Annotated in this window: 26 protein-coding genes; 15 read left to right on the top strand and 11 right to left on the bottom strand. The window is 58.1% G+C overall.

Features of this window, described 5'->3' with window-relative positions; genetic code table 11:
- Position 1 precedes the first annotated feature (1 nt).
- From P0Y33_RS17310 to P0Y33_RS17285, 6 genes are all read right to left on the bottom strand, one after another.
- Complete coding sequence (locus P0Y33_RS17310; protein WP_279530295.1) at positions 2–1,738, bottom strand: hypothetical protein; 1,737 nt, start codon at positions 1,736–1,738, stop codon at positions 2–4.
- A gap of 28 nt (positions 1,739–1,766) precedes the next feature.
- A complete protein-coding gene (locus tag P0Y33_RS17305; RefSeq protein WP_279530294.1) occupies positions 1,767–2,189 on the bottom strand; it encodes a hypothetical protein in 423 nt (140 codons plus the stop codon).
- Positions 2,190–2,195: 6 nt separating this feature from the next.
- Positions 2,196–2,444: a hypothetical protein gene (locus P0Y33_RS17300; RefSeq protein WP_279530293.1), complete on the bottom strand. Its 249-nt coding sequence runs from the start codon at positions 2,442–2,444 to the stop codon at positions 2,196–2,198.
- 203 nt (positions 2,445–2,647) lie between these two features.
- Positions 2,648–2,830 carry an exodeoxyribonuclease VII small subunit gene (gene xseB, locus P0Y33_RS17295; protein WP_049987856.1) on the bottom strand — a complete coding sequence of 61 codons (183 nt, stop codon included), beginning with the start codon at positions 2,828–2,830 and terminating at the stop codon, positions 2,648–2,650.
- 2 nt (positions 2,831–2,832) lie between these two features.
- On the bottom strand, positions 2,833–3,885 hold the full coding sequence (gene xseA, locus P0Y33_RS17290; protein ID WP_279530292.1) for an exodeoxyribonuclease VII large subunit: 1,053 nt from the start codon (positions 3,883–3,885) through the stop codon (positions 2,833–2,835).
- Positions 3,886–3,960: 75 nt separating this feature from the next.
- Positions 3,961–4,128: a DUF1931 domain-containing protein gene (locus P0Y33_RS17285; protein WP_279530291.1), complete on the bottom strand. Its 168-nt coding sequence runs from the start codon at positions 4,126–4,128 to the stop codon at positions 3,961–3,963.
- A gap of 137 nt (positions 4,129–4,265) precedes the next feature.
- On the opposite strand from P0Y33_RS17285, the gene P0Y33_RS17280 reads away from it, so the two are divergent.
- Complete coding sequence (locus P0Y33_RS17280; protein ID WP_279530290.1) at positions 4,266–4,547, top strand: PadR family transcriptional regulator; 282 nt, start codon at positions 4,266–4,268, stop codon at positions 4,545–4,547.
- A 92-nt stretch (positions 4,548–4,639) separates the two neighbouring features.
- Here the strand turns inward: P0Y33_RS17280 and P0Y33_RS17275 are convergent, their stop codons facing one another.
- Both P0Y33_RS17275 and P0Y33_RS19180 read right to left on the bottom strand, forming a co-directional pair.
- A complete protein-coding gene (locus tag P0Y33_RS17275) occupies positions 4,640–5,200 on the bottom strand; it encodes a TATA-box-binding protein (protein ID WP_230892460.1) in 561 nt (186 codons plus the stop codon).
- Positions 5,201–5,579: 379 nt separating this feature from the next.
- On the bottom strand, positions 5,580–6,167 hold the full coding sequence (locus P0Y33_RS19180) for a universal stress protein (protein WP_382215526.1): 588 nt from the start codon (positions 6,165–6,167) through the stop codon (positions 5,580–5,582).
- Between the two features lie 614 nt (positions 6,168–6,781).
- Here P0Y33_RS19180 and P0Y33_RS19265 point away from each other — a divergent pair.
- The gene (locus P0Y33_RS19265) at positions 6,782–6,928 is read left to right on the top strand and encodes a DUF7563 family protein (RefSeq protein WP_353635594.1); all 147 of its coding nucleotides are present in this window, start codon (positions 6,782–6,784) and stop codon (positions 6,926–6,928) included.
- Positions 6,929–7,082: 154 nt separating this feature from the next.
- On the opposite strand, the gene P0Y33_RS17270 is transcribed toward P0Y33_RS19265, so the two are convergent.
- Positions 7,083–9,242, bottom strand: a complete 2,160-nt coding sequence (locus tag P0Y33_RS17270) for a PAS domain S-box protein (RefSeq protein WP_279530289.1) — start codon at positions 9,240–9,242, stop codon at positions 7,083–7,085.
- A gap of 358 nt (positions 9,243–9,600) precedes the next feature.
- Between P0Y33_RS17270 and P0Y33_RS17265 the strand changes: the two genes are divergently transcribed.
- The 5 genes from P0Y33_RS17265 (at position 9,601) to P0Y33_RS17245 (ending at position 12,473) form a co-directional block, all read left to right on the top strand.
- Positions 9,601–10,575: a transcription initiation factor IIB gene (locus tag P0Y33_RS17265; RefSeq protein WP_230892548.1), complete on the top strand. Its 975-nt coding sequence runs from the start codon at positions 9,601–9,603 to the stop codon at positions 10,573–10,575.
- Between the two features lie 382 nt (positions 10,576–10,957).
- A complete protein-coding gene (locus P0Y33_RS17260) occupies positions 10,958–11,332 on the top strand; it encodes a winged helix-turn-helix domain-containing protein (protein ID WP_279530288.1) in 375 nt (124 codons plus the stop codon).
- On the top strand, positions 11,329–11,610 hold the full coding sequence (locus tag P0Y33_RS17255) for a DUF7521 family protein (protein WP_230890650.1): 282 nt from the start codon (positions 11,329–11,331) through the stop codon (positions 11,608–11,610). Before P0Y33_RS17260 ends, P0Y33_RS17255 begins: the two co-directional genes overlap by 4 nt.
- Positions 11,594–11,887, top strand: coding sequence for a zinc ribbon domain-containing protein (locus tag P0Y33_RS17250; RefSeq protein ID WP_382215717.1), 294 nt, complete (start codon positions 11,594–11,596; stop codon positions 11,885–11,887). The genes P0Y33_RS17255 and P0Y33_RS17250 overlap by 17 nt, the downstream gene beginning before the upstream one ends.
- 154 nt (positions 11,888–12,041) lie before the next feature.
- On the top strand, positions 12,042–12,473 hold the full coding sequence (locus tag P0Y33_RS17245; protein WP_230892456.1) for a DUF7575 domain-containing protein: 432 nt from the start codon (positions 12,042–12,044) through the stop codon (positions 12,471–12,473).
- Here P0Y33_RS17245 and P0Y33_RS17240 read toward each other — a convergent pair.
- Complete coding sequence (locus P0Y33_RS17240; protein ID WP_230892455.1) at positions 12,470–13,081, bottom strand: TetR/AcrR family transcriptional regulator; 612 nt, start codon at positions 13,079–13,081, stop codon at positions 12,470–12,472. The two genes, P0Y33_RS17245 and P0Y33_RS17240, sit on opposite strands and share 4 nt — an antisense overlap.
- Before the next feature lie 184 nt (positions 13,082–13,265).
- Between P0Y33_RS17240 and P0Y33_RS17235 the strand changes: the two genes are divergently transcribed.
- The 8 genes from P0Y33_RS17235 (at position 13,266) to gdhB (ending at position 22,575) form a co-directional block, all read left to right on the top strand.
- Positions 13,266–13,853, top strand: coding sequence for a TetR/AcrR family transcriptional regulator (locus P0Y33_RS17235; RefSeq protein ID WP_321170517.1), 588 nt, complete (start codon positions 13,266–13,268; stop codon positions 13,851–13,853).
- Complete coding sequence (locus P0Y33_RS17230) at positions 13,850–15,301, top strand: MATE family efflux transporter (RefSeq protein ID WP_279530286.1); 1,452 nt, start codon at positions 13,850–13,852, stop codon at positions 15,299–15,301. The genes P0Y33_RS17235 and P0Y33_RS17230 overlap by 4 nt, the downstream gene beginning before the upstream one ends.
- Before the next feature lie 6 nt (positions 15,302–15,307).
- Positions 15,308–16,108 (top strand): polyprenyl synthetase family protein, encoded by an 801-nt coding sequence (locus P0Y33_RS17225; protein WP_279530285.1) that lies wholly within the window; start codon positions 15,308–15,310, stop codon positions 16,106–16,108.
- 27 nt (positions 16,109–16,135) lie between these two features.
- A complete protein-coding gene (locus tag P0Y33_RS17220; protein WP_279530284.1) occupies positions 16,136–16,837 on the top strand; it encodes a TVP38/TMEM64 family protein in 702 nt (233 codons plus the stop codon).
- Between the two features lie 910 nt (positions 16,838–17,747).
- Positions 17,748–17,894, top strand: coding sequence for a DUF7563 family protein (locus P0Y33_RS17215; RefSeq protein ID WP_230890657.1), 147 nt, complete (start codon positions 17,748–17,750; stop codon positions 17,892–17,894).
- 174 nt (positions 17,895–18,068) lie between these two features.
- Positions 18,069–20,939, top strand: coding sequence for a bacterio-opsin activator domain-containing protein (locus P0Y33_RS17210; RefSeq protein WP_230890658.1), 2,871 nt, complete (start codon positions 18,069–18,071; stop codon positions 20,937–20,939).
- A gap of 194 nt (positions 20,940–21,133) precedes the next feature.
- The gene (locus P0Y33_RS17205) at positions 21,134–21,277 is read left to right on the top strand and encodes a rubrerythrin-like domain-containing protein (RefSeq protein ID WP_157575705.1); all 144 of its coding nucleotides are present in this window, start codon (positions 21,134–21,136) and stop codon (positions 21,275–21,277) included.
- Entirely contained in the window at positions 21,277–22,575 is a 1,299-nt protein-coding gene (gene gdhB, locus P0Y33_RS17200) for a glutamate dehydrogenase GdhB (RefSeq protein WP_279530283.1), read from the top strand. Before P0Y33_RS17205 ends, gdhB begins: the two co-directional genes overlap by 1 nt.
- Positions 22,576–22,592: 17 nt before the next feature.
- Here gdhB and P0Y33_RS17195 read toward each other — a convergent pair whose 3' ends face one another.
- On the bottom strand, positions 22,593–23,201 hold the full coding sequence (locus P0Y33_RS17195) for a trimeric intracellular cation channel family protein (RefSeq protein WP_230892547.1): 609 nt from the start codon (positions 23,199–23,201) through the stop codon (positions 22,593–22,595).
- Positions 23,202–23,246 lie beyond the last annotated feature (45 nt).

The following is a 23,246-nucleotide window of genomic DNA, read 5'->3' as shown; positions in this document are numbered from 1 at the left end:
ACTATGGGTTCCGTTGGAAGATGTCTTCTGGACCGAGCATTCGGAGAAGTCGCTTGCCAGCGTAGAACATCACAAGAAACGGGATGAGCTGCCAGCCGACCTCGTAAATGAACGCGAACCAACCGTCGATGGTGCCGAGCGGATGCCACCGAGCAGTTGCCGTCGCACTCACATACGCGGGGTCGTGCCCGAGCCACGAACCCGGATGGTATCGAGCCGTGTAGATACCCGGCTCGTCGATCGTCACGATCGCCACCCCGGAGGCGTTGGTCTCAACACGTTGCTCCGCGATGGTGATGTACCCGTTTCGAGTGTTCCCGCCGATTGGATATCGTCGGTCGGGATCGCTGAGCACGATTGGTGCGCCGGTCTCGTTGTCCCGGAGTTCGATGCGGAGTGTGGCCTGACTTTCGTTCTGCTGGAGCACCTCAACAGTCAGATTACTGCGCCGGAGCTGCCGCTCAGAGCCAGCATCAGGTGCCACAATCGAGGCGTTCACACCCCGCACGAGCCCCGCTACTTGGAGCGCGTCGCGGTCGACGGTCTCGGCGCGAACCGCAACACCGTACGTCGTCGTGTACGACTGGTTGACGATGTCGATGTTGATGTTCTCGCCGAGCGTGCCGACCGGGGACGGTCGGTCAGTGCCCCAGGTGTCGATGATCTCTGGGCCATCGCGAACTGGTTCAGCCCTCGGGCCGATCCGCGAAGGGTACGCGTGGACGTACACGGGGATCGCGTCAGACTCGACGGTGGCGCTGTCGGTCTGGTTCGACCTGACGAGTGTATCCCAGTTGGTGTTCCGAGCGGTGTAGAACCGCCAGACGCCACGCACTCGTGCGCTTCCGTTCTCTGTGAGCGTGTACCCCTGCCACGGTCTGGACTGGAAGATAGCCACACCAGCGTCACCATTGGGATACTCGGCGTAGTAGGGGTACGCCGAGAGGTCGTAGATCTCGACGGCGATCGAATCCGAGACGTTGAGCGACTCGGTACGATACGTGACCTCGACATCGGTCTCGTCGCCTCGGTCGATTCGCGTGGTCTTCTTCAGCCGGACGCTGATTTCGGCTTCAAGCGTGAGGTTTGCACTCCAGTCATCCTCGATCTGGTAGTCGAGGGCCGGCGTGTGCGAGCCGTCGCGCTCGACGATGGTTTCGCCGTCCTTCTTCAATCGAACCTCCTCAACCTCGTTGCTCGTGAGCGACCACTCGATCGTCGTGTTCCCCGAAGAGCTTCCGTTCGGGACGCGAACGCGATAGTCGACGAACCCCCGCATCGTGCCGTTCGGCGCGATATAGAGCGGGGTTTCACCCGTCTCCAAGTGACTTCGCGTCGACGGCTGCACCGCGAACACCGTCGCATGGGCGTCCTCGATGAACACCCCGTCTTCGAGGGTTGCGTGGGGCGGATGCACGGAGGTATCTGACCCACCAGCTTCGAGGTCACCGAAGTCGTTTCGCGTCCACGTTGCAGCTGTCGCCGGCGGGCGCGTGAACGTGATGTCTGTCCCGTTTGCGAGTTGATACATCGCGGTCCGACTCTCGCCGTAGCGCTGCTGGTACTCCCCTTGGCTGATGTAGTTGTCCGCGTCCCGAGACCACAGCGTCGCTGATTCGTTCTCGGTGAGCCCATTCCCCTCCGTGCCTGGTCGTGGCGGGCTTGCAGTAACGAGACCCGTGATTAGGCTCGTCACGAACAGGGCGGCCATTAGCACGGAGAGCTCTCGTTGTGTCATGGGGGCTCGCGACGGGGGTGGTAGTCGCCTACCAGGGGGCGAGGTCGACGCACTGCGCCAGCGGGAGGTTCATCATCGACCCAGCGACGGTGTAGAGTGGGCCGAGGGCGACGAGGACGACCGCGGACTTCATCGCAGAGCGCTTGTGGCGCTTGAGACCCTTCTTTTGCTCGGGCGTGATCGTGAACATCTCGATAAGGGAGTCGGCCTGCCACACGACCGCGAGGCCGACAATCCCCAGCGCCGTGGTAAGCTGGAAGAAGCCCTCGATCATGCTGGGGAGGTTGTCTGCACTACAGACGGCGTTCGTCTGTGCGGCGGCGGGTTCCACAGCGAACAGGCTCAGGACGACGACGATGAATACAGCTTGCCTGGGGAGCCTACTCGATGCCGTGGACTGGCTGTCGGCACGATTCGAAGCTGTCTCGGAGGGCGTATTATCCTGTGACATAGCGGGTTACTCCTCTGCGTCGTCGACGAGTGCTTTGAGATCGGCGTAGCGATTGGTCTCCTCAACGATCTCGTCTTTCGTGTAGCCCTGTTCGCGGGCCCGTTCGAAGAGATCTCGAAGCTCGTCGGGGTCGATGTCGCGAAGCTCCATCTCATCTCGGAGGGCGCGGCGGTAGAGGGCGGACCCGTTGATATGGCTGTTCCACGTCAGGTACAGATCATCGATGTCTTCGATGGTGACTGCCCGTGTGATCATATGTGCGGGGTGGGTATGCACCGGTTGAGCCCCGGTCCATGGTGGTGCGATAGCTAGAAGATCGGTATATGCTTTCTGGCCACCAACTGGCGCAAAAATCTAAAGTAAATTATAACCGGAGAGTTCGTTCACCTTGCAAAGGTACTGTTAACCAACAACGGGGTTAGATGCCGTTGTCTGTTGGTTAAGGTTGGAAAGGCGCTCTACTCGAGTTCCACGACCTCTCCACGCCCGTTGTCAAGGATTTCTCGCACCTCGGCCAAGCGTTCCTGACCCTCCTCGTGGAGCCTTGTCCCTTCATCGAGATCACACTCATCCGCATCGAGCTGCTCAATGATTTCTTCGACACGGGTCAGCCGGTCGTGAATCTCTTGGTCGTTTGCCACGCTCAGATCACCCCCAACCAAAGCCCAGTGATAGCCAACAACAGCAACAACAGCACAGCGATTGCGGCCTTGTAATAGACCAGCGGGAGGCCCTCGGGTACGGCCGCCTCGTCGACTGCTTCGGCAAGCTCCCGTTCATGTTCGTGCTCTTGCTGGAAGGTCTCGTACGCGGCGTCGAGTTGCTGTGCCAGCGGCTTGACTTCGCCCGCCAAGAACTCCTCGCGGGAATTCACGATATACTCACCGGCGGCCGTCGGCGTGATCGTTGCCACATCCGCGACCTGATCGGCGATTAACCGGTCGTCAGTGTGTCCAATCGCGGTGACCACCGGGGTATTGGCGGTGAAGATCGCCTCCGCAACCCGCTCGGTGTTGAAGGCTTGGAGGTTCGAATCGCTCCCACCGCCCCGACCGACGATGATGGCGTCGACGTCCTCCGAGCGGTCGAGATGGTGGATGCCGTTCGCGATGGACGTCGGCGCGTTCGACCCTTGGACGGTTGCGTCCTTCACCAAGATGTCGACAGTGGGGTCCTGTCCGTGGATCGCGTTCTGGATGTCGTACCGGGCGTCTCCTTGAAGGGACGTGACGGCGCCGACCCGCTCCGGGAACGCCGGCGGTTGCTGTTTCTGCTCGTCGTCGAACCAGCCACGCTCTTCGAGTTCGCTTCGGAGACGCTCGACTGCAGCGGCCTGGTCGCCGTCGCCGACGACGATCACCTCCCACGGTTTGAGGTCGATTTTCCCACCTTCGACCCAATAGTCGATATCGCCCTCGAGGATGACTTCGGTCCCGTCCTCGAGGTCGGCGTCCATCTCCCGGTAACGGTTCGCCCAGATCATACAGGGGAGCTCGGCCTCCCCGTCGGTGAGCGTGAAGTAGAGCGCCGTGCTGTTCTGGTGGAGGTCGGTGACCTCGCCGATACAGCGGACGCCGTTGAGGGCAGGCGTGTCCTGGACGACCGACGCGATCCGGTCGTTCAGTTGGGACACGCTAAGGACCTCTCTCGCATCGGGTTCGACCGCCTGCCGTTCGGTATCCGGTGCGTCCGCCATCTCCGTTTCCTAACTTCTGAACAGGAACCTCAAAAAGCTACGTTCGAGTGCCGGGGTGGGCTGCGTTACGCAGGCCTATAGGTCGCGGGGCTGGACCGTCTTCCGGTCGTTGGCCTCGGCACGCTCTGCGGCGTCGTCGAGCAGTTCGGCGACCTCTTCGTTGAGGGCGTCGTAGAAATCGGCCGCGACGTTGTGCTCCGAAAGTTCGTCCTTCACGGCTGCTTTGACGATGAGGTCAGACATTCCATCGTAGGTTTCGCCTGCCCACCAGATAAAGGTTCGAAGTTCTCACGCGGAATTCTCACCTCGTCGTATCGCATATTCTCCACTGAGCACCAGAGAACACTTAATCAACCCGCGAAAAGAAGAGAAATAGACGAATGCACGATTTAACTGGATTCCAGCGGGACATCTTGTATGTGATCGCCGGGCTTGACGAACCACATGGGCTCGCAGTTAAGGACGAACTTGAGGACTACTACGAGCAAGACATCAATCACGGCCGACTCTATCCGAATCTCGACGGCCTCGTCGACAAAGGCCTCGTCGAGAAGGGGCAACTCGACAAGCGCACGAACGTGTACACGCTCACACAGCGTGGCCGCCGTGAAATTGCTGCTCGTCGTGACTGGGAATCCCAGTACGTCGACTTCAGCGAGTAACACCCCTGTTCCCAGTGTTCAGAGCCAGGTGGATGCTACTCGCCCCAGCAACACAGCTCCTTTCGCGTGGTAGTCGTTCTATAAACGGAGGATTACTCAAGCAAGCCGAGTTCGGTGAGGCGGTCTTTGACGTGTACCAGCGCGTGCTGGGCGTCCTCAGATTCATTTGCGCCAGTAATCACGAGTTTCCCACTGCCGAACAGAAGGACGACGACATCGGGGTCGTCAAGCCGGTAGACAAGACCAGGGAACTGTTCGGGTTCATACTCGATTTGCTCCAACCCCAGGCCGATCGCAATCGCGTTCAAGTTCAACGATTGCTTCAGGTTGGCACTAGAGACGATATTCTGCACCTCGATCGGCGGATTACTCGCGACATCGATGCCTAACTCGCGGATGTCATCGAAGACGATTTCGAGGGCTTCGTGGACATCGTCAACGCTTTTCGCGCCGGTGCAGACGACTTTGCCCGAGCGGAAAATCAGCGTGGCTGACTTCGGCTCCTGGAGGCGGTAGACGATGCCAGGGAAGTCCTCGGGGTTGTAGTCGGCGCCGGGAAGGTCTGTGGAGAGTTGGTCGAGGGCGAGTTCCTGGCCGAGATCACTGGATGCAACGACGTTCTCGATTTGGATTGTGTCCGCCAGCGTGCTCATACAGGGTATTCGTCGGACAACTCACTTAAAGTACGGCGGGTGAGAATTCGTGGCTCTGTTGAAACCCTTAACGTCTATTAAATTCGAGCATAGATTGGCAAGGGCAGACGCTGTATCGCTCAATCGGGGAACGCCGTTACGTGACTTTCTCTGTTTCGAGCCACTCTTTGAGCTCCCAGAAACAATCCGAGCACAGACGCCCTTTCAGTGTCTCGACGGAATCCGACGGATGCTCGATTCGGTACTGCTGGTGGCGTTCCTGAGATGAGTCAAGTTCCGTCCCACACTTATCACAGTACTCAACCATACCAAGGGGTTGTCGCTGCCGAGGGGAATATTTGGGGGCTCCATTCGTTCGGCAGTATTCAGCGGTGGTGAGTTACCGACTGATTACGAATATTGGTGCGTGTGTTTCTTGTCTGAGTTGCTCAGGGATTGTCCCGCGAAAAAATCGTTTGAACAGTGACCGTTCGGACGCTCCGATGACAAGGAGCTCATGCGCGACGCTTTCCGTTGCGATTGCGGAGGCGACATCGTCGCTACGAACGAGAGTTGTCACAACCGAACTGTCAGCCATACTCTCAGCGTACGTCTCTAATCGCCGGTTAGCTGCCTGTCGTTGAGTATCGGCTGCGCCTTCTGGAATGACTGTCAGCAGCGTAATTGACGCGGCCCACTCCGAGGCGATACTGCTGGCGAGCGTCACAGCAGCATCGCTGTTCGGGCCGCCCGCGATTGGGACAAGAATCGAGTTGATCGCCTGATTTGTCCCGGGACCGTAGTGGGTGATTGTTACGTCGTCAAGGGCTTCAACGTCAGTGAAACCGAATTCTTGGCGGGCAATTGCGTCCCCAGTAGAGGCCTTACGTCGCGTCAAGCGTCGTGGTGGCGTACTGACTTCACGTAGACTGGCCGGGTAGATACTCGTAGCTCTGGACGGCGGAGAATTGGTTGGGAATGCTGGCATTACTCGTGGGTTGGGACTGTCGGATTTGATTACTCGCCAGAAGAGATCTGGCGACGGCTTTTGTCGCCCACAATGAGCGATAGATAATTCAACTAAACCTAAGCGCTCGCCGGTATAACTGTTTCCCAGTCCCTGATATCCATCTCATCCCAGTCTATTGACGGTTGTCCCAGCTATTGGCCTTGAGGGGCTAGCGTGTAATTCTTGCTAAGTACAGAGGATCTAGTTACCGCAGCTGTCCGGCGACCGAGCGGTCCGGAGGACCCGGAAGGTCGCCGGTTCGCTCGCCGAAGGCGAGGCCAAGAGCCGACCATCGGGAGGCTCGCAGGCTTTTGGTCGAGCTTTTTCCAAGGAGCGAGCAACGCGAGCGACTGCAGCAAGAGGTCGGTGTGCATCCTCACTTACCGGCTGTTTCACCGCACATAGTATCTGATCAATAGGATTTCGACGGCGCCAAATTTGTCACTTCATAGCCAGGCGATCTATGCGACAAGGTATTGCGTTGTGAGCTTCCCAAGACTGAGTCTGGAACGGTTGTGGACGCGTCTATAGTTCTACTCGCTCGTTTCGACGCTGACAGAAAGCCTATGACCGATAAGATGACTGCTACTGGTATGCCGGAGTGCCAGAACTGTGGCAGCCACGTCACAGATGTCTACGTCCGTGTATTTACACCGGACTCTATCGACGAGCCACGTGTGTGTCCGAACTGCGAGGACATGACCCGCAGCCGCGAAGGTGTCCGAGAGAAACGAACATGATGCAAGCCATCGCGTATCGCAATATCGAAAGAATCGATGGCTGGCCCTTGACAGACTGGCACTCTACAGTGTTATCAGCCTGAGGGGTAGCGAACTTCGTGGGTGAACGACGTTTCTGAACTCGTTTTCTCGTCTGTTTCATCAAGACCGTCGATTAGCAGGTGGTAGAGATTTCGAAGCGAGCGCCACCACTTGGTCCGTTCGTTGCGGTGATCTCCCAGCCATGCCGACTAGCGACTTCTTCGACGATACTGAGTCCGAAGCCGGTCCCCTCGTCAGCAGTTGTATAGCCTGCTTCAAACACGCTTCCACTCACTGATTCGGGGAGTCCAGCTCCATCGTCGGCAACGTAGAACCCGTCGTCTGTATCACCGACCGTTATTGTCACGTCTGGTCCGCCGTGTTCAATCGCGTTTCGGAGGAGGTTCATCACGAGTTGACGGAGTTGATCGCGGTCGGCCTTGACAGTCCGTTCCGTCTCAATTGTTAGTGTCGCCGTCGTCTCCGGGAGTGTCTCCCAGCAGGATTCGACGAGCTCCGGCAACCGGATGGGTTCAAGATCCATCGCTTCTTCGCCTGCTTGCGCGAGCGCCAGCAAATCCTCGATTAACGCATCCATGCGGCCTAGCGCGTGGTCAATCTCGTCGATGTGGTCGCTATTGCAGTCCTCACGCAGTAATTCTAGGCGTCCCTCAGCGACTTGCAGCGGGTTGCGCAAGTCGTGGCTCACAACGCTCGTGAATCGGTCCAAGCGTTCGTTCTGCTGGACGAGTTCGCGTTCGCGTTGCTTCTGGTCGCTGATGTCGCGGTCCATCGCCACAAACCGGTCTTCCCCATCCAAGTTCAGACGGATGAGATGCACCTCAATTGGGAACGTTGACCCGTCTTTGCGTTCGAGTTCGCCCTCGAAGCGGTGTGGGGTATTCGGTGGGAGCGTATCCCAGAACGACGACGCCCGATCGGGATCGGCCGTCGGGTCGATATCCCAGACTTTCCGACCCAGAAGTTCCGCCTCAGTAAAGCCGAGCTCGTCACACAGCCGCTGGTTAACGTCTCGAATCACACCGTCGATGTCGTGGACTGCAAACATGTCCGGCGAGTGTTCGAACAACGCCTCCAGTCGTGCGCTGTGGGACTGCAATTGTTCCTCGTACTGTTTACGTTCCGTAATGTCATCTTGGAACCCAACGAAGAGGTCGATCTCTCCGTCGTCGTCGAACAGCGGTGCGACGCGGACGCGGTTCCAGAACTCAGTGCCGTCCTTCCGGTAGTTCCGTAACTCGACGGTTACCGATTCTCGATTGTCGATCGCAGTCCGCAATTTTTGGACTGGTTCGTCAGCAGTCGCGGCGCCTTGGAGGAACCGACAGTTGCGGCCGATAACGTCGGGTTTCTCGTAGCCAGTGAGTTCCGTGAATTCGTCGTTCGCATAGATGATTGGGTTATCCTCCTGATGGGGGTCGGTCAGGAGGATCCCAATGGGCGCTTCGTCCATCGCTTGCTCTTTTGCAGACAGATCCGACGCGTCTGCGTCAATCGTTGGTTGTGGACTGAGCGTGCAGATCAGTGACCTATCCTCCGTGTACGAGAGCGTATGTTCGATATCGATTTTCTCGCCGTTCTTCTGGACGAACGTCGTGGTCCCGTGCCAGCGGCCGTCGCGTGCTTCCGGGAGGAGCACATCGTAGACGTCCTCGACATCGTCGTCGTGATAGAACGTCTCCCAGTGGAGACCGATAATCTCCTCCCGGGTGTAGCCGAGCATTTCTGCACAGGCAGTGTTCGCGTATTCGATATAGCCGTCTTCGTTGAGGATACTGATGCCGTCCTGTGCGGTTTCGATGGCTTCGAGGCCACGATTCAGGTATCGCTCAGCCCAGTATCCCTCGGTAGCGTTCAGAATCCGATTGGCGAGGACGCTATACTGTTCTGTGCCACCGGTTTTCTGGAGGTAGTCGGTGACACCTGCGCTAATCGCTTCGCTGGCGATCTCCTCGCTGCCTTTGCCGGTGTAGAGAATAAACGGGAGGTCCGGGTGAGTATCTCGCACACGTTCGAGGACGTCCAGTCCATCCAAGCCTGGCATATCGTAGTCACAGACGACACAATCAACAGAGCGCTCACTCGTTTCAAGGACTGCAAGGGCGTCTCGGGGATCGGTCTCAGTGTGGACGGTGAACGCTTCGTGTTCACGTTCGAGAAACGTCGCAACGAGATCGGCAAAGCTCGAGTCGTCATCGATGTGGAGGACTTCGACGGTCTTCACATCCGGGAGGAATGTCGAATCCGGGCGGGGTCCATCGTCACCGGTCATACTCTTGGTTCGTGCGTGAAGTGGTATCCATCTTACTAGTTAGTCTCCGTTTGCGCCCTGATTTGAGGGATGGATTGCAAATTCTATGTGAGCGGTGATGGCCGATAGATGGACGTATGAGGCTGGAGAAGCCCGGACACGTTCCTGAATCCGCGTCAAGATCGAATCTACTTGGGTCATGCTTCTCGAGTCGAGGGCGCTCGGTCGCTCTACTTCCATGTATTCGGCACTCGCAAACCCAGATTGGCGGATTCCCAGATCTTGGGAACCCGCATCGTGCTCTTCGGATGGCCACCCACAGTATGCTAGCGAGAACCACTCGGATGCACCGAGAGCAGAAATTCAAGGTCCAGCACGTATGTCCAACACATCACTCGACATTCGGGAAGCGGACACTGACGAACAGCATTCGACCGCCAAGTCCCGGTTACAGTCGTCGTGTCCGGAGTGCGACGGCCAGATCGTTCGCGACGATGAGCACGGGGAAACGACCTGCGAAGACTGCGGGCTAGTCCTCAACGAAGAGTCAATCGATCGAGGACCCGAGTGGCGAGCGTTCAACAGCGACGAACGGGACGAAAAAAGTCGCGTCGGTGCGCCGACCACGGAACTCATGCACGACAAGGGGCTCAGCACAACAATTAGCAGGAAAGACACGGATGCGTATGGGCAATCGGTCTCCGATCGGAAACGAGCGCGCCTACAGCGGCTACGGAGGTGGGACGAACGATTCCGAACGAAAGACGCCCACGAGCGGAATCTCAAACAAGCACTTGGCGAGATCAATCGGATGGGATCTGCTATCGATATTTCAGACCCAGTTCGAGAGACAGCAGGGGCGATCTACCGCCGAGCGGTCGACGAAAATCTCCTCCCGGGCCGGTCAATTGAGAGCATGGCAACAGCTGCCCTGTACGCCGCAGCCAGACAACACGGAACGCCACGGCAGCTGGCCGCATTCGCTGAAGTCAGCCGCGTCGAAGAGCTCCGGATTCAGCGGGCCTATCGGTACGTTTCCCGGGAACTCGCCCTCGAAATTGAACCGGCGGATCCGTTAGAATACGTGCCGCAGTTTGCGTCCGCACTCGATGTGAGCGACGAGGCAACGCGTCAGGCTCGCGATTTGCTCACCACCGCCAAAGCACAGAACGCACACAGTGGCAAGAGCCCGGCAGGTCTCGCAGCGGCCGCCCTCTATGCTGCAACCCATCTTACAAACGAGCAACTGACACAGAAGACAGTGAGTAACGCAGCCAACGTGAGCCTGATGACGATCCGGAATCGCTATCAGGAGTTGCTCGATGTCTACGCGGAACACGGGGAGTCTGCATGATGACCGAGCCAAGACAACCCGGCTACGCAGAGGTAGCGACCGATAGTCAAGGGCGGGACGGACTGCGGGCGCTCGGTCGCGTAACCGACCGGGAGATTCTCGCATGCTTCGTCGCTGGGTCACCTCGTGATGTCATGGACATCGCCACCACTGCGGAATGCCACCCGATTACGGTCGACCAAACGTGTGCGCAACTCCACGGGCATGGGCTGATCCGTCCAGTCGGTCGAGGACGATATGATCTGACCAACGCCGGACGTCGCTTGCTTGAGGCTGAGTGCGATACAGACATCGAGCGGTGAGAAGAGTCGCAGGCTTGCTCGTCTCGCCGCTAGGTACATCAACCGGATAGCATATCCCAGATACGTCCCAAGTTCAGATAATGGTGCGCGATTCAGCGTCATCTGAGGACTCGCCATCGTTGCGGGATATCCTTGATGCGCTGGACGACGCCGACTGTCGAGCGATTCTTCGCGAAACAGCTGAACCCATGACTGCGAACGAACTCATGGATGTATGTGACATCCCCAAATCGACGGTGTATCGGAAACTGGACCGCCTCAGCGACGCCTCGCTGGTCCATGAACAGGATACGATTAACCCCGGCGGGGGTCGAACCACGACATACGAGCGAGATTTTGACGACGTGATGATTTCCATGGATGACGACGGCTTCTCGGTGACAGTGGAACGACCGCCGCGGAATGCCGACGAACGGCTTGAGGATATCTGGTCGAAGATGGGGGATGAACTATGATGTGGGTGGGAACGGCTATCGTCGTCGTGAAAACGGTGATCTTACTGCTAGGGAGCGGGATCACGTATATCGCGTATCGGGCTTATCGTCGCACGGGGGTACCCTCGCTTCGGATGCTTGGGATCGGGTTCGGCATTATCACGTTCGGCGCGTTGCTCGCCGGTATCGCCCATCAAATCCTCTCTGTATCGCTGGAAATGGGAATCCTGATCAACAGCGTCCTAGTGGCGATCGGCCTGGGCATCATCATGTACTCGCTCTATCTCGAACGGGAATGAACCTCTACGGGAGAAGTCGGTTCGGGATTCTATCCGCATAACGTGCTGTGAGTGCGGGATGAAAGCGGATGCAAACCGTATTGAACGTGGGTTGTACGTTTGTGAGAACTGCGAGTTGGTCGCCAATAGTGACCTGAACGCGGCGAAGAATATGCGAGCGACGGTAACTCCGAGTCCCTCACGGGATAGGTGTAACGGCTGTCTGGCCCCGCCAGCGGTGCGCCTGTTCGATAAATCAACGGGGCAAGTCGCCCCTCAAGAACAGGTTCGCCCGTAAACCGGCGAATATCCCAACGCTTGCGGAAGCCTCGCTGTTCACGGCGCGGAGAACGTCATCAATTCGGCATTCCAGATGGCGCCACATCATCTCGTCACCAATCAAATCGGGTTGGTCAAGAAGACTTATGACTTACTAACTAATTAGTAACCACATGAGCCAGTCACTCTCCGGAAAGCGACCGTGGCTCGCCGCCCTGCTCAACGTTCTTGCAATCGGCTTAGGGCACGCGTACCTACGACGCTGGTGGCGCGCATTTGGGTGGATCACAGCCCTATTCGGCGCGGCGACCCTGTTCGTCGACCCGGCAGCACTTGAGGCATTCATGCGCGGGCAATCGATCGACCTACTGTCGGTCGCGCCAGTCCTCGTCGTCGGGGCTCTGAGCGTCGTGGACGCCTATTTCGTGGCACACGCACAGAATATGATGGCTCGGTTTACTCCGAACCAAAATGGGGAACTCACGCACTGCCCTCACTGCGGGAAGGAACTTGGCCTTGATTTGGATTTCTGCCAGTGGTGTTCCGCAGACCTCACGCACACTGAAACAGCGAGCCCGGCGGAACGGCCGGACAAGTACACCTAGCCGTCTCCGCTCTGCTCGACTGCCAGTACAGCTGTGACGTATTCTTCGGCGGTCTGTCGCGCCGTTGCAAGCGACGCTTCCTCATCGAAAACGACCGCCCTAGTGCGGCCTCCGTCGACAATCGTCATTAGCGCGCGTGCGGCATGCTCGGCATCCACATCGTTGAATACGCCGTTTTGGATGCCCTGATCGATTACGGTGCTGAGCATGTAGCGGACGTACTCGTCGTTCTGCTGGAAGCGTTCTCTGAACGCTTCCTTGTATGGTGCTTGGCTCCGCATCTCTAGTATCGCCACTAATAGATCCAGGTGATCCTGTGCGTCGACGAGTAGTTTGTCGAGCAGTAGGTCCAGTCGCTGTTCAGGATCGGTAGTTTCGACTTCGTGGACAGTATTCTGGAACTGGTCGAGGATGTAGTCTAGAAAGGCCGCGAGTAAGTCGTCTTTCGTGTCGTAGTGGTAGTGGATGGCAGCTGTCGACTTGCCGTATTCCTCGGCAATTCGTTTGATCGTTAAGTCGGCGTAGCCGTGCTCTTGGAGAGCTCGGTATGTCGCACGCATGATCTCCTCGTTTGGATCAGCGGCGGTGCGGTTCGGCGAATCAGCCATTACGTCGTATATTCGGCGTTACCGGGATAATGCTGTTGACCTTCTCGTCAGATTTCCTTTTTCGGGTTGGGAATTTGTCTCGTTGAATTACCTGTTACCGCGGTGTGTGTACACCTAACCATTCCAAAGCCTTTTGACTAACTGGTTAGTAAGTACTGTATCAACCGAGATGGAAGACAACCCGATGGCTGACATTCTGAAGGCAACTCACCGCGCCCTCTGCCGACACGGTTATGCCGACCTTACAATTCAGGACATTGCTGCCGAATCAGCCAAAAGCAAAGCCACGATTCACTATCACTACGGAACGAAAGAAGCCCTCTTTTCGGCATTCCTTGACTACCTCTATGACCAGTACACCGCTCAAATCGACGCCGCCAGCGGCGAAACACCTCTCGAGCACCTTCACTCGCTGCTGGACATCCTCCTGTGGAACCCAACCGAACCTGCAAAGCAGGCGTTCCAGACCGCGATACTCGAGGTAAAAGCACAAGCACCGTACGACGACTCCGTTCAAGAACAGCTCATCGAATTCGACGCGTATCTCTCCGACCGATTACAAGCGATTATTGAAGCGGGTATCCAGGCCCGCGAGTTCAACGACGACGTCGATCCGTCGACAGCAGCTGACTTCCTCACGACGGCAATTAAAGGCGCGCATACACGCCAAGTCACCGTCAATCATCCCCCTGAGCACCTCTCCGTCCCGATGACCAATTACATCCAAACCTACTTGCTCGCCAACGACCCAGCGGAGGCACCGCCAGCATGAGCATTCGAAGTAGTATCAGTTCGCTGTTCAAAGGCCGCGAAGAGTTCGATCTGACCGCCGGGAGCATTGGGAAACCACTGTTCTTCCTGTCGATGCCGATTGTCGTGACGAACCTCTTCCAGACGGCGTACAATCTCGCGGACACGTTCTGGCTGGGCCAGTACAGCACCGACGCGCTCGCCGCTATCAGTTTCGCGTTCCCGATGGTGTTCCTGCTCATCTCGCTGGGGATGGGGATTTCCGTTGCGGGCAGCGTGTTGGTCGCCCAGTACACCGGCGCTGGCGAGGAACGACAGGCCGAATTCGCCGCCTCACAGACGATGACGTTCGCCGTGATCGCGTCGATCCTGTTAGGTGGTGTCGGCTACTTCTTCGTCGGGAACTTCCTCTCCTTGATTGGGGCATCCGCGGACGTCTTGCCCCTGGCATCGAGCTACATGGAAGTTGTCGCACTTGGTCTGACATTCATGTTCGGCTTCGCCGTGTTCATCGCGCTAATGCGCGGCTACGGCGACACGATTACGCCGATGCTCGTGATGTTCGGGTCAGTAGTTCTGAACATCATCATCGACCCGTTCCTCATCTTCGGCTGGTGGGCATTCCCCGAGATGGGGATCCAGGGTGCCGCCGTCGCCACGGTCTTCTCTCGAGCACTCGCGCTCGTCGTCGGGCTGGCCATCATGTTCCGTGGACGCCGTGGTGTCGAAATCCACCTGCGAGATATGGTTCCGGAGTTCGCCTACCTGCGCCGCCTCGCTCGTATCGGCGTGCCCGCGTCTATTGAGGGGACTGGGCGTGCGCTCTCGATGAATCTCCTCCTGTTCATCGTCGCGACATTCTCCGACCCGATCGTCGCAGCATACGGTATCGGGACGCGCGTGTTCTCGGTCATTTTCCTCCCAGCCATCGCGGTCGCGCGCGGTGTTGAGACGATGACTGGACAGAACATCGGCGCGGACAAACCCGACCGCGCCGAACAGGCTGTAACCCTCGCAGCGAAGGTGCTTTTCGGTATCCTTAGCGTCGCCGGCGTCATCGTTTTCGTGTTCCCCGAACCGATCGTCTCAGTGTTCGTCGGCGCAGACCAAGCAGCCGCTGGACAGGTCGTCTCGGCTGGCGCACAGTTCCTGCGCTATGTCGCACTCACCTTCGGATTTATCGGCATCATGCGCGCGTACACCGGGAGCTTCCGCGGTGCCGGCAAGACGCTTACCGCCGCTGCGATTTCGGTGCTGACGCTCGGCGTGATTCGGTTCCCCGTTGCGTGGGTAGCTTCCGGCCCGCTTGCCGAGACCGGCATCTGGCTGTCGTTCGCTATCTCGAACGTTGCCGGTGCCATTATCGCGTACGCGTGGTTCCAGCGGGGAACGTGGCGTACTGCTGACCTCACCGAATCGAACGTGGACGTCGACAACCCTGCTGTCGACGTGTCGGCAACCGACGATTAACAGATCATGCCACCAGCAACAACAATCGCGGAACGCCGTACCAAAATCGACCGATATCTTGACGCTACGTTAGAGCGCACTGACGAGTGCCCGCTGGCAGCGGTTTCAACCATGGATGCATGTCCAGACCGGTGGTACGGACAGCTGGTTTGTCTCACACACGATGCAATTGCGGACAAACCGACCGCCGACGCAGTACTGCCCGCATCTGCAGCTATCGAGTTGCTCCGCGGGTACTGCCGACTGCGCACCGAGCTGCTCATCCAACTTGCCGACAACCGCGCCCATTCACTGACTGGAGACCCAGCGAACGCGCTGCTGGCAGGAGACTACCTCAACTCGGCGGCCTACACAGCCCTCGCCAAAACCGGTAACCACCACCTTGAAGACGCTCTCCAGGCGCTCATCGCCGTCTCCGAGTCACTCGTGGACGCATTCGACGCGAGGTACGTCCGATCAGCCGACGATCACTCATTCCTTGATGACACGGTCGGCAGTATTGGTGAGGGCGCCGCGGTCATCGGCATCACGCTCGCAGGCAGGGATATCACCCAGAAGGAGGACTTTGCGACGCTTGGACGCGGATTCAGTACAGCATATCACGTCCGCCGAATCCTTAATGCAGACAGTGACGGTGCCGTGCCGACGATTGCGCCACCACGGTTCGATGAGGCGGCACTCCGTCAGCACGGCGCACGACACTTCAGAGAGGCCACGCATGCTCTCGACCGACTCAGCGATTCGGCAGACGTCGAGCCACTTCGGAACTTCGTGAATACTCACTGTGATCAGGACAACGGGTTTTAACGCGAAGCTGATGCTAGCCGAACGTATATGAGAGTCTTCTCCTCGCGTGAAGATCGACGGCGCGCGCTCTTCATCCTCGTTGTGGGTGTTGCCAGCCTGGCCGCCCTCTATGTAGCTATCCGTCGATATGCGCCGTTCGTGTTCGATGTCGTTGCACTTCGGACGTGGATCGGCCAGTTTGGTGTGTTCGCGCCGCTCGTCTTCGTCGTGGTTCAGGCCGCCCAGGTGGTTGTCGCGCCAATTCCCGGGCAAGTTGTGGCGCTAGTCTCCGGCTATCTGTTTGGCTCCATCCCGGGGACCATCTACAGTCTTACTGGCGTCCTGATCGGGAGTGCCGTCGCGTTCAGTCTCGCGAAGCGATACGGACGAGCGCTCGTCGAAGAGATGCTCCACGAGGACGTGGTAACGAGGTTTGATGGGTTTGTGTCGCGAGTTGGACTTCCAGGGCTGCTCGCGTTTGTCCTCATTCCTGGCCTTCCGGATGACGTAATCTGTTTTCTTGCTGGGCTCACCACGTGGCGCCTCCGGACGTTCATCGCAGTCATCAGTATCGGGCGTCTTCCAGCATACGTTCTCACGGTCTTTGCGGGCGGTGAATTCGCAGACGGCCAACTAACGAGTGGACTACTCCTCGTGGGTATGGTCGTTTCCCTCTCCGTAGTCGGCTATCGTAACCAAGACACCATCCAAGACCTCGTCCAACAATTCGAAGCACGCCTCCCATTCTAAGCCATCTGGGTTATACGACAACTCCGGGCCGCGTCATTCGCGCATTTTCACAGGCAGCTAGAAGAGTCATTTGGTCAACCACTGTCGGACGGAGGTACCCGAACACTGTCTTGACGTCCTCCAAACAACGAAGCGGCCCATGGCCGCTTTCAAGAGGTGACCCCCGACTCGCCGTGGCCGTTGGAAATCCCTCCTCGAAGAAAGATTGAGGCTGACGGATAACGCGAAGGTACGTGATGATATCCTTCGCGCCGCTCACGGCGCGGTTGCCCGAGAGTTGGGAGGTTTTTCCAGCTATCCTCCAAGAATTAGGGCATTATTCCGATTCTCGATCGGTGCCCTCGAAAATACGTTAATGATTGTCCGGTAAGAATTTCCGTGTGGGGTACATAGTCCCCAGCAAGGTGTGAGGACTGGTAACAATACACGGTGGGAGTGGTCGTCGACAGCCACGAACAGCCCCAAACACGAGTGAAACAGTTAGCGCTATCGAACACTACACTTGTAGTCTCGCTGGCTTGGCTGTGACGGGGCTTCTCTGCGGTCTTCTCTACGCCGAACTGGTTGTTCTCACCCAAGTATTTGTACCGTTTGCCGGCGTGCTACTCGTGGCTGGTGTGTTTAGCGTGTGGGCATTATGTTGGCTTGCGTTCGAATTTGTCTGGGAATGGGCGAGCACGTACGGGCCCCGCTGGAAGTAGGTTTGATTTTCTCGTCTGTTGAGACGTTCAGTGGCCTCTACGTCGATCTCATAGAAGTTCGAGGCGGAAAACCACGACTTGAGTCGTGGGTTCCTGACATGAAGTATTCGGTGAATGACATACTTAAATTTCGGCGGATAGATATTTGTTCCCCTAATCCTTTCGACGTCGTCAGAAAGCCTATGGAAGAGGAAGCGGCTGCTACATGTATGCCGGAGTGCCAGAACTGTGGCAGCCACGTCACGGATGTCTACGTGCGCGGATTTACGCCGGACACAGTCGAAGACCCTCGCGTGTGCCCGAACTGCGAGGACATGACTCGGGACCGGAACGGCGTCCGCGAGACACGGACGTAACGCAAACTATCCTGGGTCGGGGACCTCTCGATCGCCTTTTGATCTACAACGATGAGGGGGACGTAGGGTTGAACAATAAACAACGAGCGTTTTGCATCTACAGTAAGTAATTGATAATACTACCCCTTACGCGTATGGAATCGCGTTCTGATATCGGGGCCGAGTGTTCCACATATGAACCCAAAATCACGGAGTATTCTCGATACGTCTGTGATCGTCGCTGTTGGCGACACAGAGTGGCTAACGGCCTACGTTGATGCGCTCCAAGAACAGTCTGACGCGACTGTTCATCACGTTTCGCCAGCAACAGCCCACGAGATGCTGCAACAGAGGGCAATCAATTGCGTCGTGGCTGACTACCGCCTGCCCGAAACAACGGGGATTGACTTCATTCGCAGCATCCGGGAGACAACCGCCACACTCCCGATTATTCTGGGGACGGCCGAAGGCAGCGAAACAATCGCTAGTACAGCGATTGAAGCGGGCGTTACCGACTACATCGCTGTCACTGACTCACTAGACGAGACTGTAACCGATGCCGTGCAGCGAACCGAGCAGGCGCTCCGGGACGCCCAACGGGCGAAGACACAGCGCGAACGGGCACGACAGTTCGACGCCACATTTCACGACACTCGATCCGCAACGTGGGTGCTTGACCCTGCTGGCGCGCTCACGCGCGTCAACCAAACCGCTCGCGATATGATCGATGTGGACGCCGACGACGTCGTTGGCGACCCCTTCTGGACGCTGCCATGGTGGCTTGACGAGGGCCAAACGAGCGCTGACATTCGTCGCCTTGTTGAGTCAGCAAAACGCGGTGAGTTCGGGCACGCTGTCATCACTCAGAATGGTGTGACTGGTGAGCAAGTGTTGGAACTCTCCGTCCAGCCGGTTACTGATGAACGCGGCGACCTCGTCTCAATCATCGTCGATAGCGTCGATATCACTGAGCGTGTGGACCTCGAACGGGAACTCCGCCAATCCGAGCAACTCCACCGCGTCACGCTCAACAACATGACTGACACCGTCCTCATGACCGACGAGGACGGCGAGTACACGTATGTCTGCCCGAACGTCCATTTCATCTTCGGGTACACCGCCGAGGAAATCCGAGACCTGGGAACGATTGAGGACTTGCTCGGCGACGACCTGTTTGACCGCGAGGATCTCGCTGACGACGGCGTCTTGAAGAACATCGAAACGACGGCCACGGACAAAGCCGGTCGCGAACACACGCTGCTGGTGAACGTTCGCGAAGTCTCCATTCAGGACGGCACGCTGCTGTACAGTTGTCGTGACATCACGAAGCGCAAGCAGCGCGAACGTGCACTCGCAACCCTTCAGGAGACCGCGCGGGACTTCCTGTATGCCGAAACACACCACGAAATTGCCCACCACGTTGTCGACGATACTCCCGACGTTCTCGACCTCGATGCGAGTGCCGTCTACCTCTTCGACGCGGATGACAATCACCTCCAGCCGACTGCGTACTCCCAGTCGATGCGGGACGCCCACGGCCCCCTCCCAGATGTGCATGCGGACGGCCGCGATCTCACTACTCACAGTTTCGTCGAGAACGAACCCCGGTTTTTCGATGATGTCCACGATGCCGACCGCCTCGCCAATCCTGCGACTGATCTCCGGAGTGTCGCGTACATTCCGCTCGGGAGCCACGGCGTGTTCGTCGCTGGATCGACCGATGTCTGTGCCTTCGACGATGTGACGCGGGAACTTGCGGACCTTCTGGCGGCGACCGCGGAGGCAGCACTGGACCGCGTCGACCGTGAGTCCCAGCTTCGCGAGCAGGACCGTGAACTCCAGCGACAGAACGACCAACTTACGACACTCAACCAAATTAACGAGACGATTCGCGAGATTGACCAGGCGCTGGTGCAGTCGGAGACCCGCGAGGAAATCGACCACACGGTCTGTGAACGCCTCACTGCGGATGGCCGCTTCCAGTTCGCCTGGATCGGCACCCACGATAGCACGAACGACGCCGTAACTCCCCAAGCGTGGGCTGGAACTGATCAGGGCTATCTCGATACGCAGTCGTTTCCGGTTGCCGCTGAGGCTGTTGAACCGGCGGGTCGGACTGCGGCGACTGGTGAGGTGACGCATGTTTCGAACGTCGCGGCTGATCTCCGGGCGGCTTCGTGGCGCAAGGACGCGATTGCACGCGACCTACTGTCCGTGCTGAGTATTCCGCTCGTGTACAACGACCTCTCGTATGGCGTTCTGACAGTGTACGCGGAGACGCCGGACGCCTTCGATGAAACGATTCAGACAGTGCTGGCGGAGCTCGGTGAGACGATTGCCTCCGCGATTAGCGCCAGTGAGCGCAAGCGCGCGTTGCTCACCACGTCGATGACTCGCGTCGAGTACACGGTTGCTGATCCGTCGTTTGTGCTCGCGCAATTGGTGCAGGCTGCCGACTGCACGATTACCTATGAGGGCGGTGTCCAGCAGACTGCCAATGGGAACTACGTGTTCGTCACGGTCGAGGACGCGCCGCTTGACGCAGTCGTCGACGTGGCGGCTGACCTCCGCGTGATCGAGGACGTCCAGCGGATTCGTGGTGGTGAGACTGGAGGCGTGTTGCGGCTCCGGTTGGCCGAGCCGTTCCTTGCGACGGAACTGGCCGACCACGGTGCTGTCCTGCAGAGCGCGACGGCCTCGCAGGCGGGAACAGCATTCGTTATTGACGTCCCCGGGAGTGTTGAGGCCAGAAACGTCACGAAGTTCGTCACTCAGCGCTTCGAGGACGTTGAGCTCACGTCGAAGCAGACGCGCGAACAGGCGTCCGAACACGGGTTTTACGCGTCAGTGCTGGATAGCCTGACTGATAGGCAACTGGAGGTCTTGGAGACGGCGTACTACAGTGGGTTCTTCGAGTCGCCGCGGACGGTGACTGGTGAAGCCGTTGCGGAGTCACTGGACATCTCCCCACAGGCGTTCTACCAGCATATCCGAACGGTGCAGCGGAAACTCTTCGCGGCGCTGATCGACGACCACGCCCCGGTGGTCACTCGACACGCGGACTGATCACTCTCGAAGCGGACGCTAGCAGTGTAATCGCGCGATAGGGCTCCCTCCGCGCCCCGATTTCGAAAATGGTTGAATAGTAAACCACGCTGGCTGGCGTGGGGTTCGGTACTCAACTATCGAATATTCCCTTATACACTCATTATCCGTATGTAGAGCATCCCGCAACGCACTGCCGGGACGCTCACCTATCCATGAGGGACGTCAACCAGAATTCAACCGAGGAATCACCGTACGAGTGCTTCGAGTGCGGGAACGTCGTGCTTGCGGAGGACAACCCTGGCCAGTGCCCCGACTGCGCTGGCGATATGCGAAACCGACGCACACCAATCGAATAATGGCCTCAACACAAACCCAGCACGACGACAACGAGACGGCCGAAGAGCCGAGTGAACCGGAGTCGGCGCTGCAGACCGCACGTCGCCAACTCCAGCACGCCGCCGACCACCTCGATATCGACCCGAGCATCGTCGAGCGACTCAAACACCCCAAGAAAGTCCAGGAAGTCACCGTTCCAATCGAACGCGAGAACGGCGACGTAGAGGTCTACACTGGGTATCGTGCGCAACACGACAGCGTCCGCGGCCCGTTCAAGGGCGGCCTCCGCTATCACCCCGAGGTCACCCGCGAGGAATGCGTCGGCCTCGGCATGTGGATGACGTGGAAATGCGCCGTGATGGACATCCCCTTCGGCGGCGCGAAAGGCGGTATCGCCGTCAACCCGAAAGACCTCAGCGAGGACGAGAAAGAACAGCTGACACGCCGATTCACCGACGAAATCCGTTCGGTTATCGGGCCGACCACGGACATCCCCGCACCCGACATGGGGACGGACCCGCAAACGATGGCGTGGTTGATGGACGCCTACTCCATGCAGGAAGGCGAAACAATCCCCGGCGTCGTCACCGGCAAACCACCGATCGTTGGCGGGAGCAAAGGCCGTGATGCAGCGCCAGGGCGGAGCGTCGCGATCATCACCCGTGAAGCGATCGACTATTACGACAAAGACATCAAAGAAACGTCGATTGCCGTCCAGGGCTTCGGGAGCGTCGGGTCGAACGCAGCGAAATTACTCGACAGCTGGGGTGCAAACGTCGTCGCCGTCAGTGACGTCAACGGCGGCATCTACGACGCAAACGGCCTCGATACACACTCGATTCCCTCGCATCACGAGGAGCCAGAAGCGGTGATGACTCACGAGGCACCAGAAACGGTGACCAACGACGAGTTACTCGAACTGGACGTCGATGTGGTGATTCCAGCGGCAATCGGGAACGTCCTAACGGAAGCCAACGCCGACGATGTTGCTGCCGACATCATCATCGAGGGCGCTAATGGACCGACGACGACCGCCGCGAGCGCGATCTTCGCCGACCGAGACATCCCGGTCATTCCAGATATTCTGGCTAACGCTGGCGGTGTGACGGTGAGTTACTTCGAGTGGCTCCAAGACATCAATCGCCGCGCGTGGTCGCTCGAACGCGTCAACGATGAACTGGAAACAGAGATGCTGGCAGCCTGGCAGGATGTCCAAACAGAATTCGAGACACGCGACGTCACGTGGCGCGACGCAGCGTATATCGTCGCGCTCTCACGGATTGCCGAAGCCCACGAAACGCGCGGCCTTTGGCCCTAACTCGCCTGAGTATTCAATTATTCACGGAGCAGTTCTAATCGTTGTACGGTCGGGAGATGCCAATCGTACGTGACCGCGACTAACCGCATTCCGACAGTCACGACTGCACACGCGCCGGCAGCCGTACTGCCACTCGCGCCGACCACGCCGGTCAACCAATATGCCGCGCCACCCAGAACGGCGCAACTCGCGTAGAAGTCTTCGAAGAGGATGAACGGCGCTCTATCAAGCAGTATATCAGCGAATGCTCCGCCGCCGACAGCGTTGATCATTGCAATTGCAACGACACCAAACGCCGAGACACCTGCATCAGTCGCGACGATAGCACCCGTCGTCGCGAAGGCAGCGAGGCCGATCGCGTCTGCGACGAGCGTAACTGGATGAGTGTCCGGTGACTCTAAGACGACGCTCAGAACCATTGCTAACCCGACGCCGAGGAGCCCCAGTACGATTTCGATTGGAGACTGAAGAACTAACGGCACTCGTGTGACGAGCAGGTCGCGGGTTGCACCACCGACAAACGCCATCGCTAACCCCACAATAGCAATCCCGAACACGTCGAACTCCTCGCGAATCGCCTTCGAAGATCCGACGAGGGCGAACGCCACCAGCCCGATTGTGTTCATCACCGCGAACGGATCGCCGAAGAGAATTGAAATAATGCCCTGGCT

The sequence above is a fragment of the Halospeciosus flavus genome (assembly GCF_029814175.1).
Taxonomy (GTDB): Archaea; Halobacteriota; Halobacteria; order Halobacteriales; family Halobacteriaceae; genus Halospeciosus; species Halospeciosus flavus.
This window is presented reverse-complemented; position numbering and strand designations above follow the sequence as displayed.

What these genes read in the sequence shown, in the direction of transcription:
- P0Y33_RS17275 (WP_230892460.1), bottom strand. Translation starts at nt 5,200, where the DNA reads ATGAGCACGCTGGCGGACACAATCCAAATCGAGAACGTCGTTGCATCC.
- P0Y33_RS17215 (WP_230890657.1), top strand. Translation starts at nt 17,748, where the DNA reads ATGCCGGAGTGCCAGAACTGTGGCAGCCACGTCACGGATGTCTACGTG.
- P0Y33_RS17230 (WP_279530286.1), top strand. Translation starts at nt 13,850, where the DNA reads ATGAGCATTCGAAGTAGTATCAGTTCGCTGTTCAAAGGCCGCGAAGAG.
- P0Y33_RS17235 (WP_321170517.1), top strand. Translation starts at nt 13,266, where the DNA reads ATGGCTGACATTCTGAAGGCAACTCACCGCGCCCTCTGCCGACACGGT.
- P0Y33_RS17210 (WP_230890658.1), top strand. Translation starts at nt 18,069, where the DNA reads ATGAACCCAAAATCACGGAGTATTCTCGATACGTCTGTGATCGTCGCT.
- xseA (WP_279530292.1), bottom strand. Translation starts at nt 3,885, where the DNA reads ATGGCGGACGCACCGGATACCGAACGGCAGGCGGTCGAACCCGATGCG.
- P0Y33_RS19265 (WP_353635594.1), top strand. Translation starts at nt 6,782, where the DNA reads ATGCCGGAGTGCCAGAACTGTGGCAGCCACGTCACAGATGTCTACGTC.
- P0Y33_RS17220 (WP_279530284.1), top strand. Translation starts at nt 16,136, where the DNA reads ATGAGAGTCTTCTCCTCGCGTGAAGATCGACGGCGCGCGCTCTTCATC.
- P0Y33_RS17225 (WP_279530285.1), top strand. Translation starts at nt 15,308, where the DNA reads ATGCCACCAGCAACAACAATCGCGGAACGCCGTACCAAAATCGACCGA.
- P0Y33_RS17260 (WP_279530288.1), top strand. Translation starts at nt 10,958, where the DNA reads ATGGTGCGCGATTCAGCGTCATCTGAGGACTCGCCATCGTTGCGGGAT.
- P0Y33_RS19180 (WP_382215526.1), bottom strand. Translation starts at nt 6,167, where the DNA reads ATGCCAGCATTCCCAACCAATTCTCCGCCGTCCAGAGCTACGAGTATC.
- P0Y33_RS17280 (WP_279530290.1), top strand. Translation starts at nt 4,266, where the DNA reads ATGCACGATTTAACTGGATTCCAGCGGGACATCTTGTATGTGATCGCC.
- P0Y33_RS17310 (WP_279530295.1), bottom strand. Translation starts at nt 1,738, where the DNA reads ATGACACAACGAGAGCTCTCCGTGCTAATGGCCGCCCTGTTCGTGACG.
- gdhB (WP_279530283.1), top strand. Translation starts at nt 21,277, where the DNA reads ATGGCCTCAACACAAACCCAGCACGACGACAACGAGACGGCCGAAGAG.
- P0Y33_RS17305 (WP_279530294.1), bottom strand. Translation starts at nt 2,189, where the DNA reads ATGTCACAGGATAATACGCCCTCCGAGACAGCTTCGAATCGTGCCGAC.
- P0Y33_RS17240 (WP_230892455.1), bottom strand. Translation starts at nt 13,081, where the DNA reads ATGGCTGATTCGCCGAACCGCACCGCCGCTGATCCAAACGAGGAGATC.
- P0Y33_RS17205 (WP_157575705.1), top strand. Translation starts at nt 21,134, where the DNA reads ATGAGGGACGTCAACCAGAATTCAACCGAGGAATCACCGTACGAGTGC.
- P0Y33_RS17195 (WP_230892547.1), bottom strand. Translation starts at nt 23,201, where the DNA reads ATGAACACAATCGGGCTGGTGGCGTTCGCCCTCGTCGGATCTTCGAAG.
- P0Y33_RS17255 (WP_230890650.1), top strand. Translation starts at nt 11,329, where the DNA reads ATGATGTGGGTGGGAACGGCTATCGTCGTCGTGAAAACGGTGATCTTA.
- P0Y33_RS17265 (WP_230892548.1), top strand. Translation starts at nt 9,601, where the DNA reads ATGTCCAACACATCACTCGACATTCGGGAAGCGGACACTGACGAACAG.
- P0Y33_RS17285 (WP_279530291.1), bottom strand. Translation starts at nt 4,128, where the DNA reads ATGTCTGACCTCATCGTCAAAGCAGCCGTGAAGGACGAACTTTCGGAG.
- P0Y33_RS17270 (WP_279530289.1), bottom strand. Translation starts at nt 9,242, where the DNA reads ATGACCGGTGACGATGGACCCCGCCCGGATTCGACATTCCTCCCGGAT.
- P0Y33_RS17300 (WP_279530293.1), bottom strand. Translation starts at nt 2,444, where the DNA reads ATGATCACACGGGCAGTCACCATCGAAGACATCGATGATCTGTACCTG.
- P0Y33_RS17245 (WP_230892456.1), top strand. Translation starts at nt 12,042, where the DNA reads ATGAGCCAGTCACTCTCCGGAAAGCGACCGTGGCTCGCCGCCCTGCTC.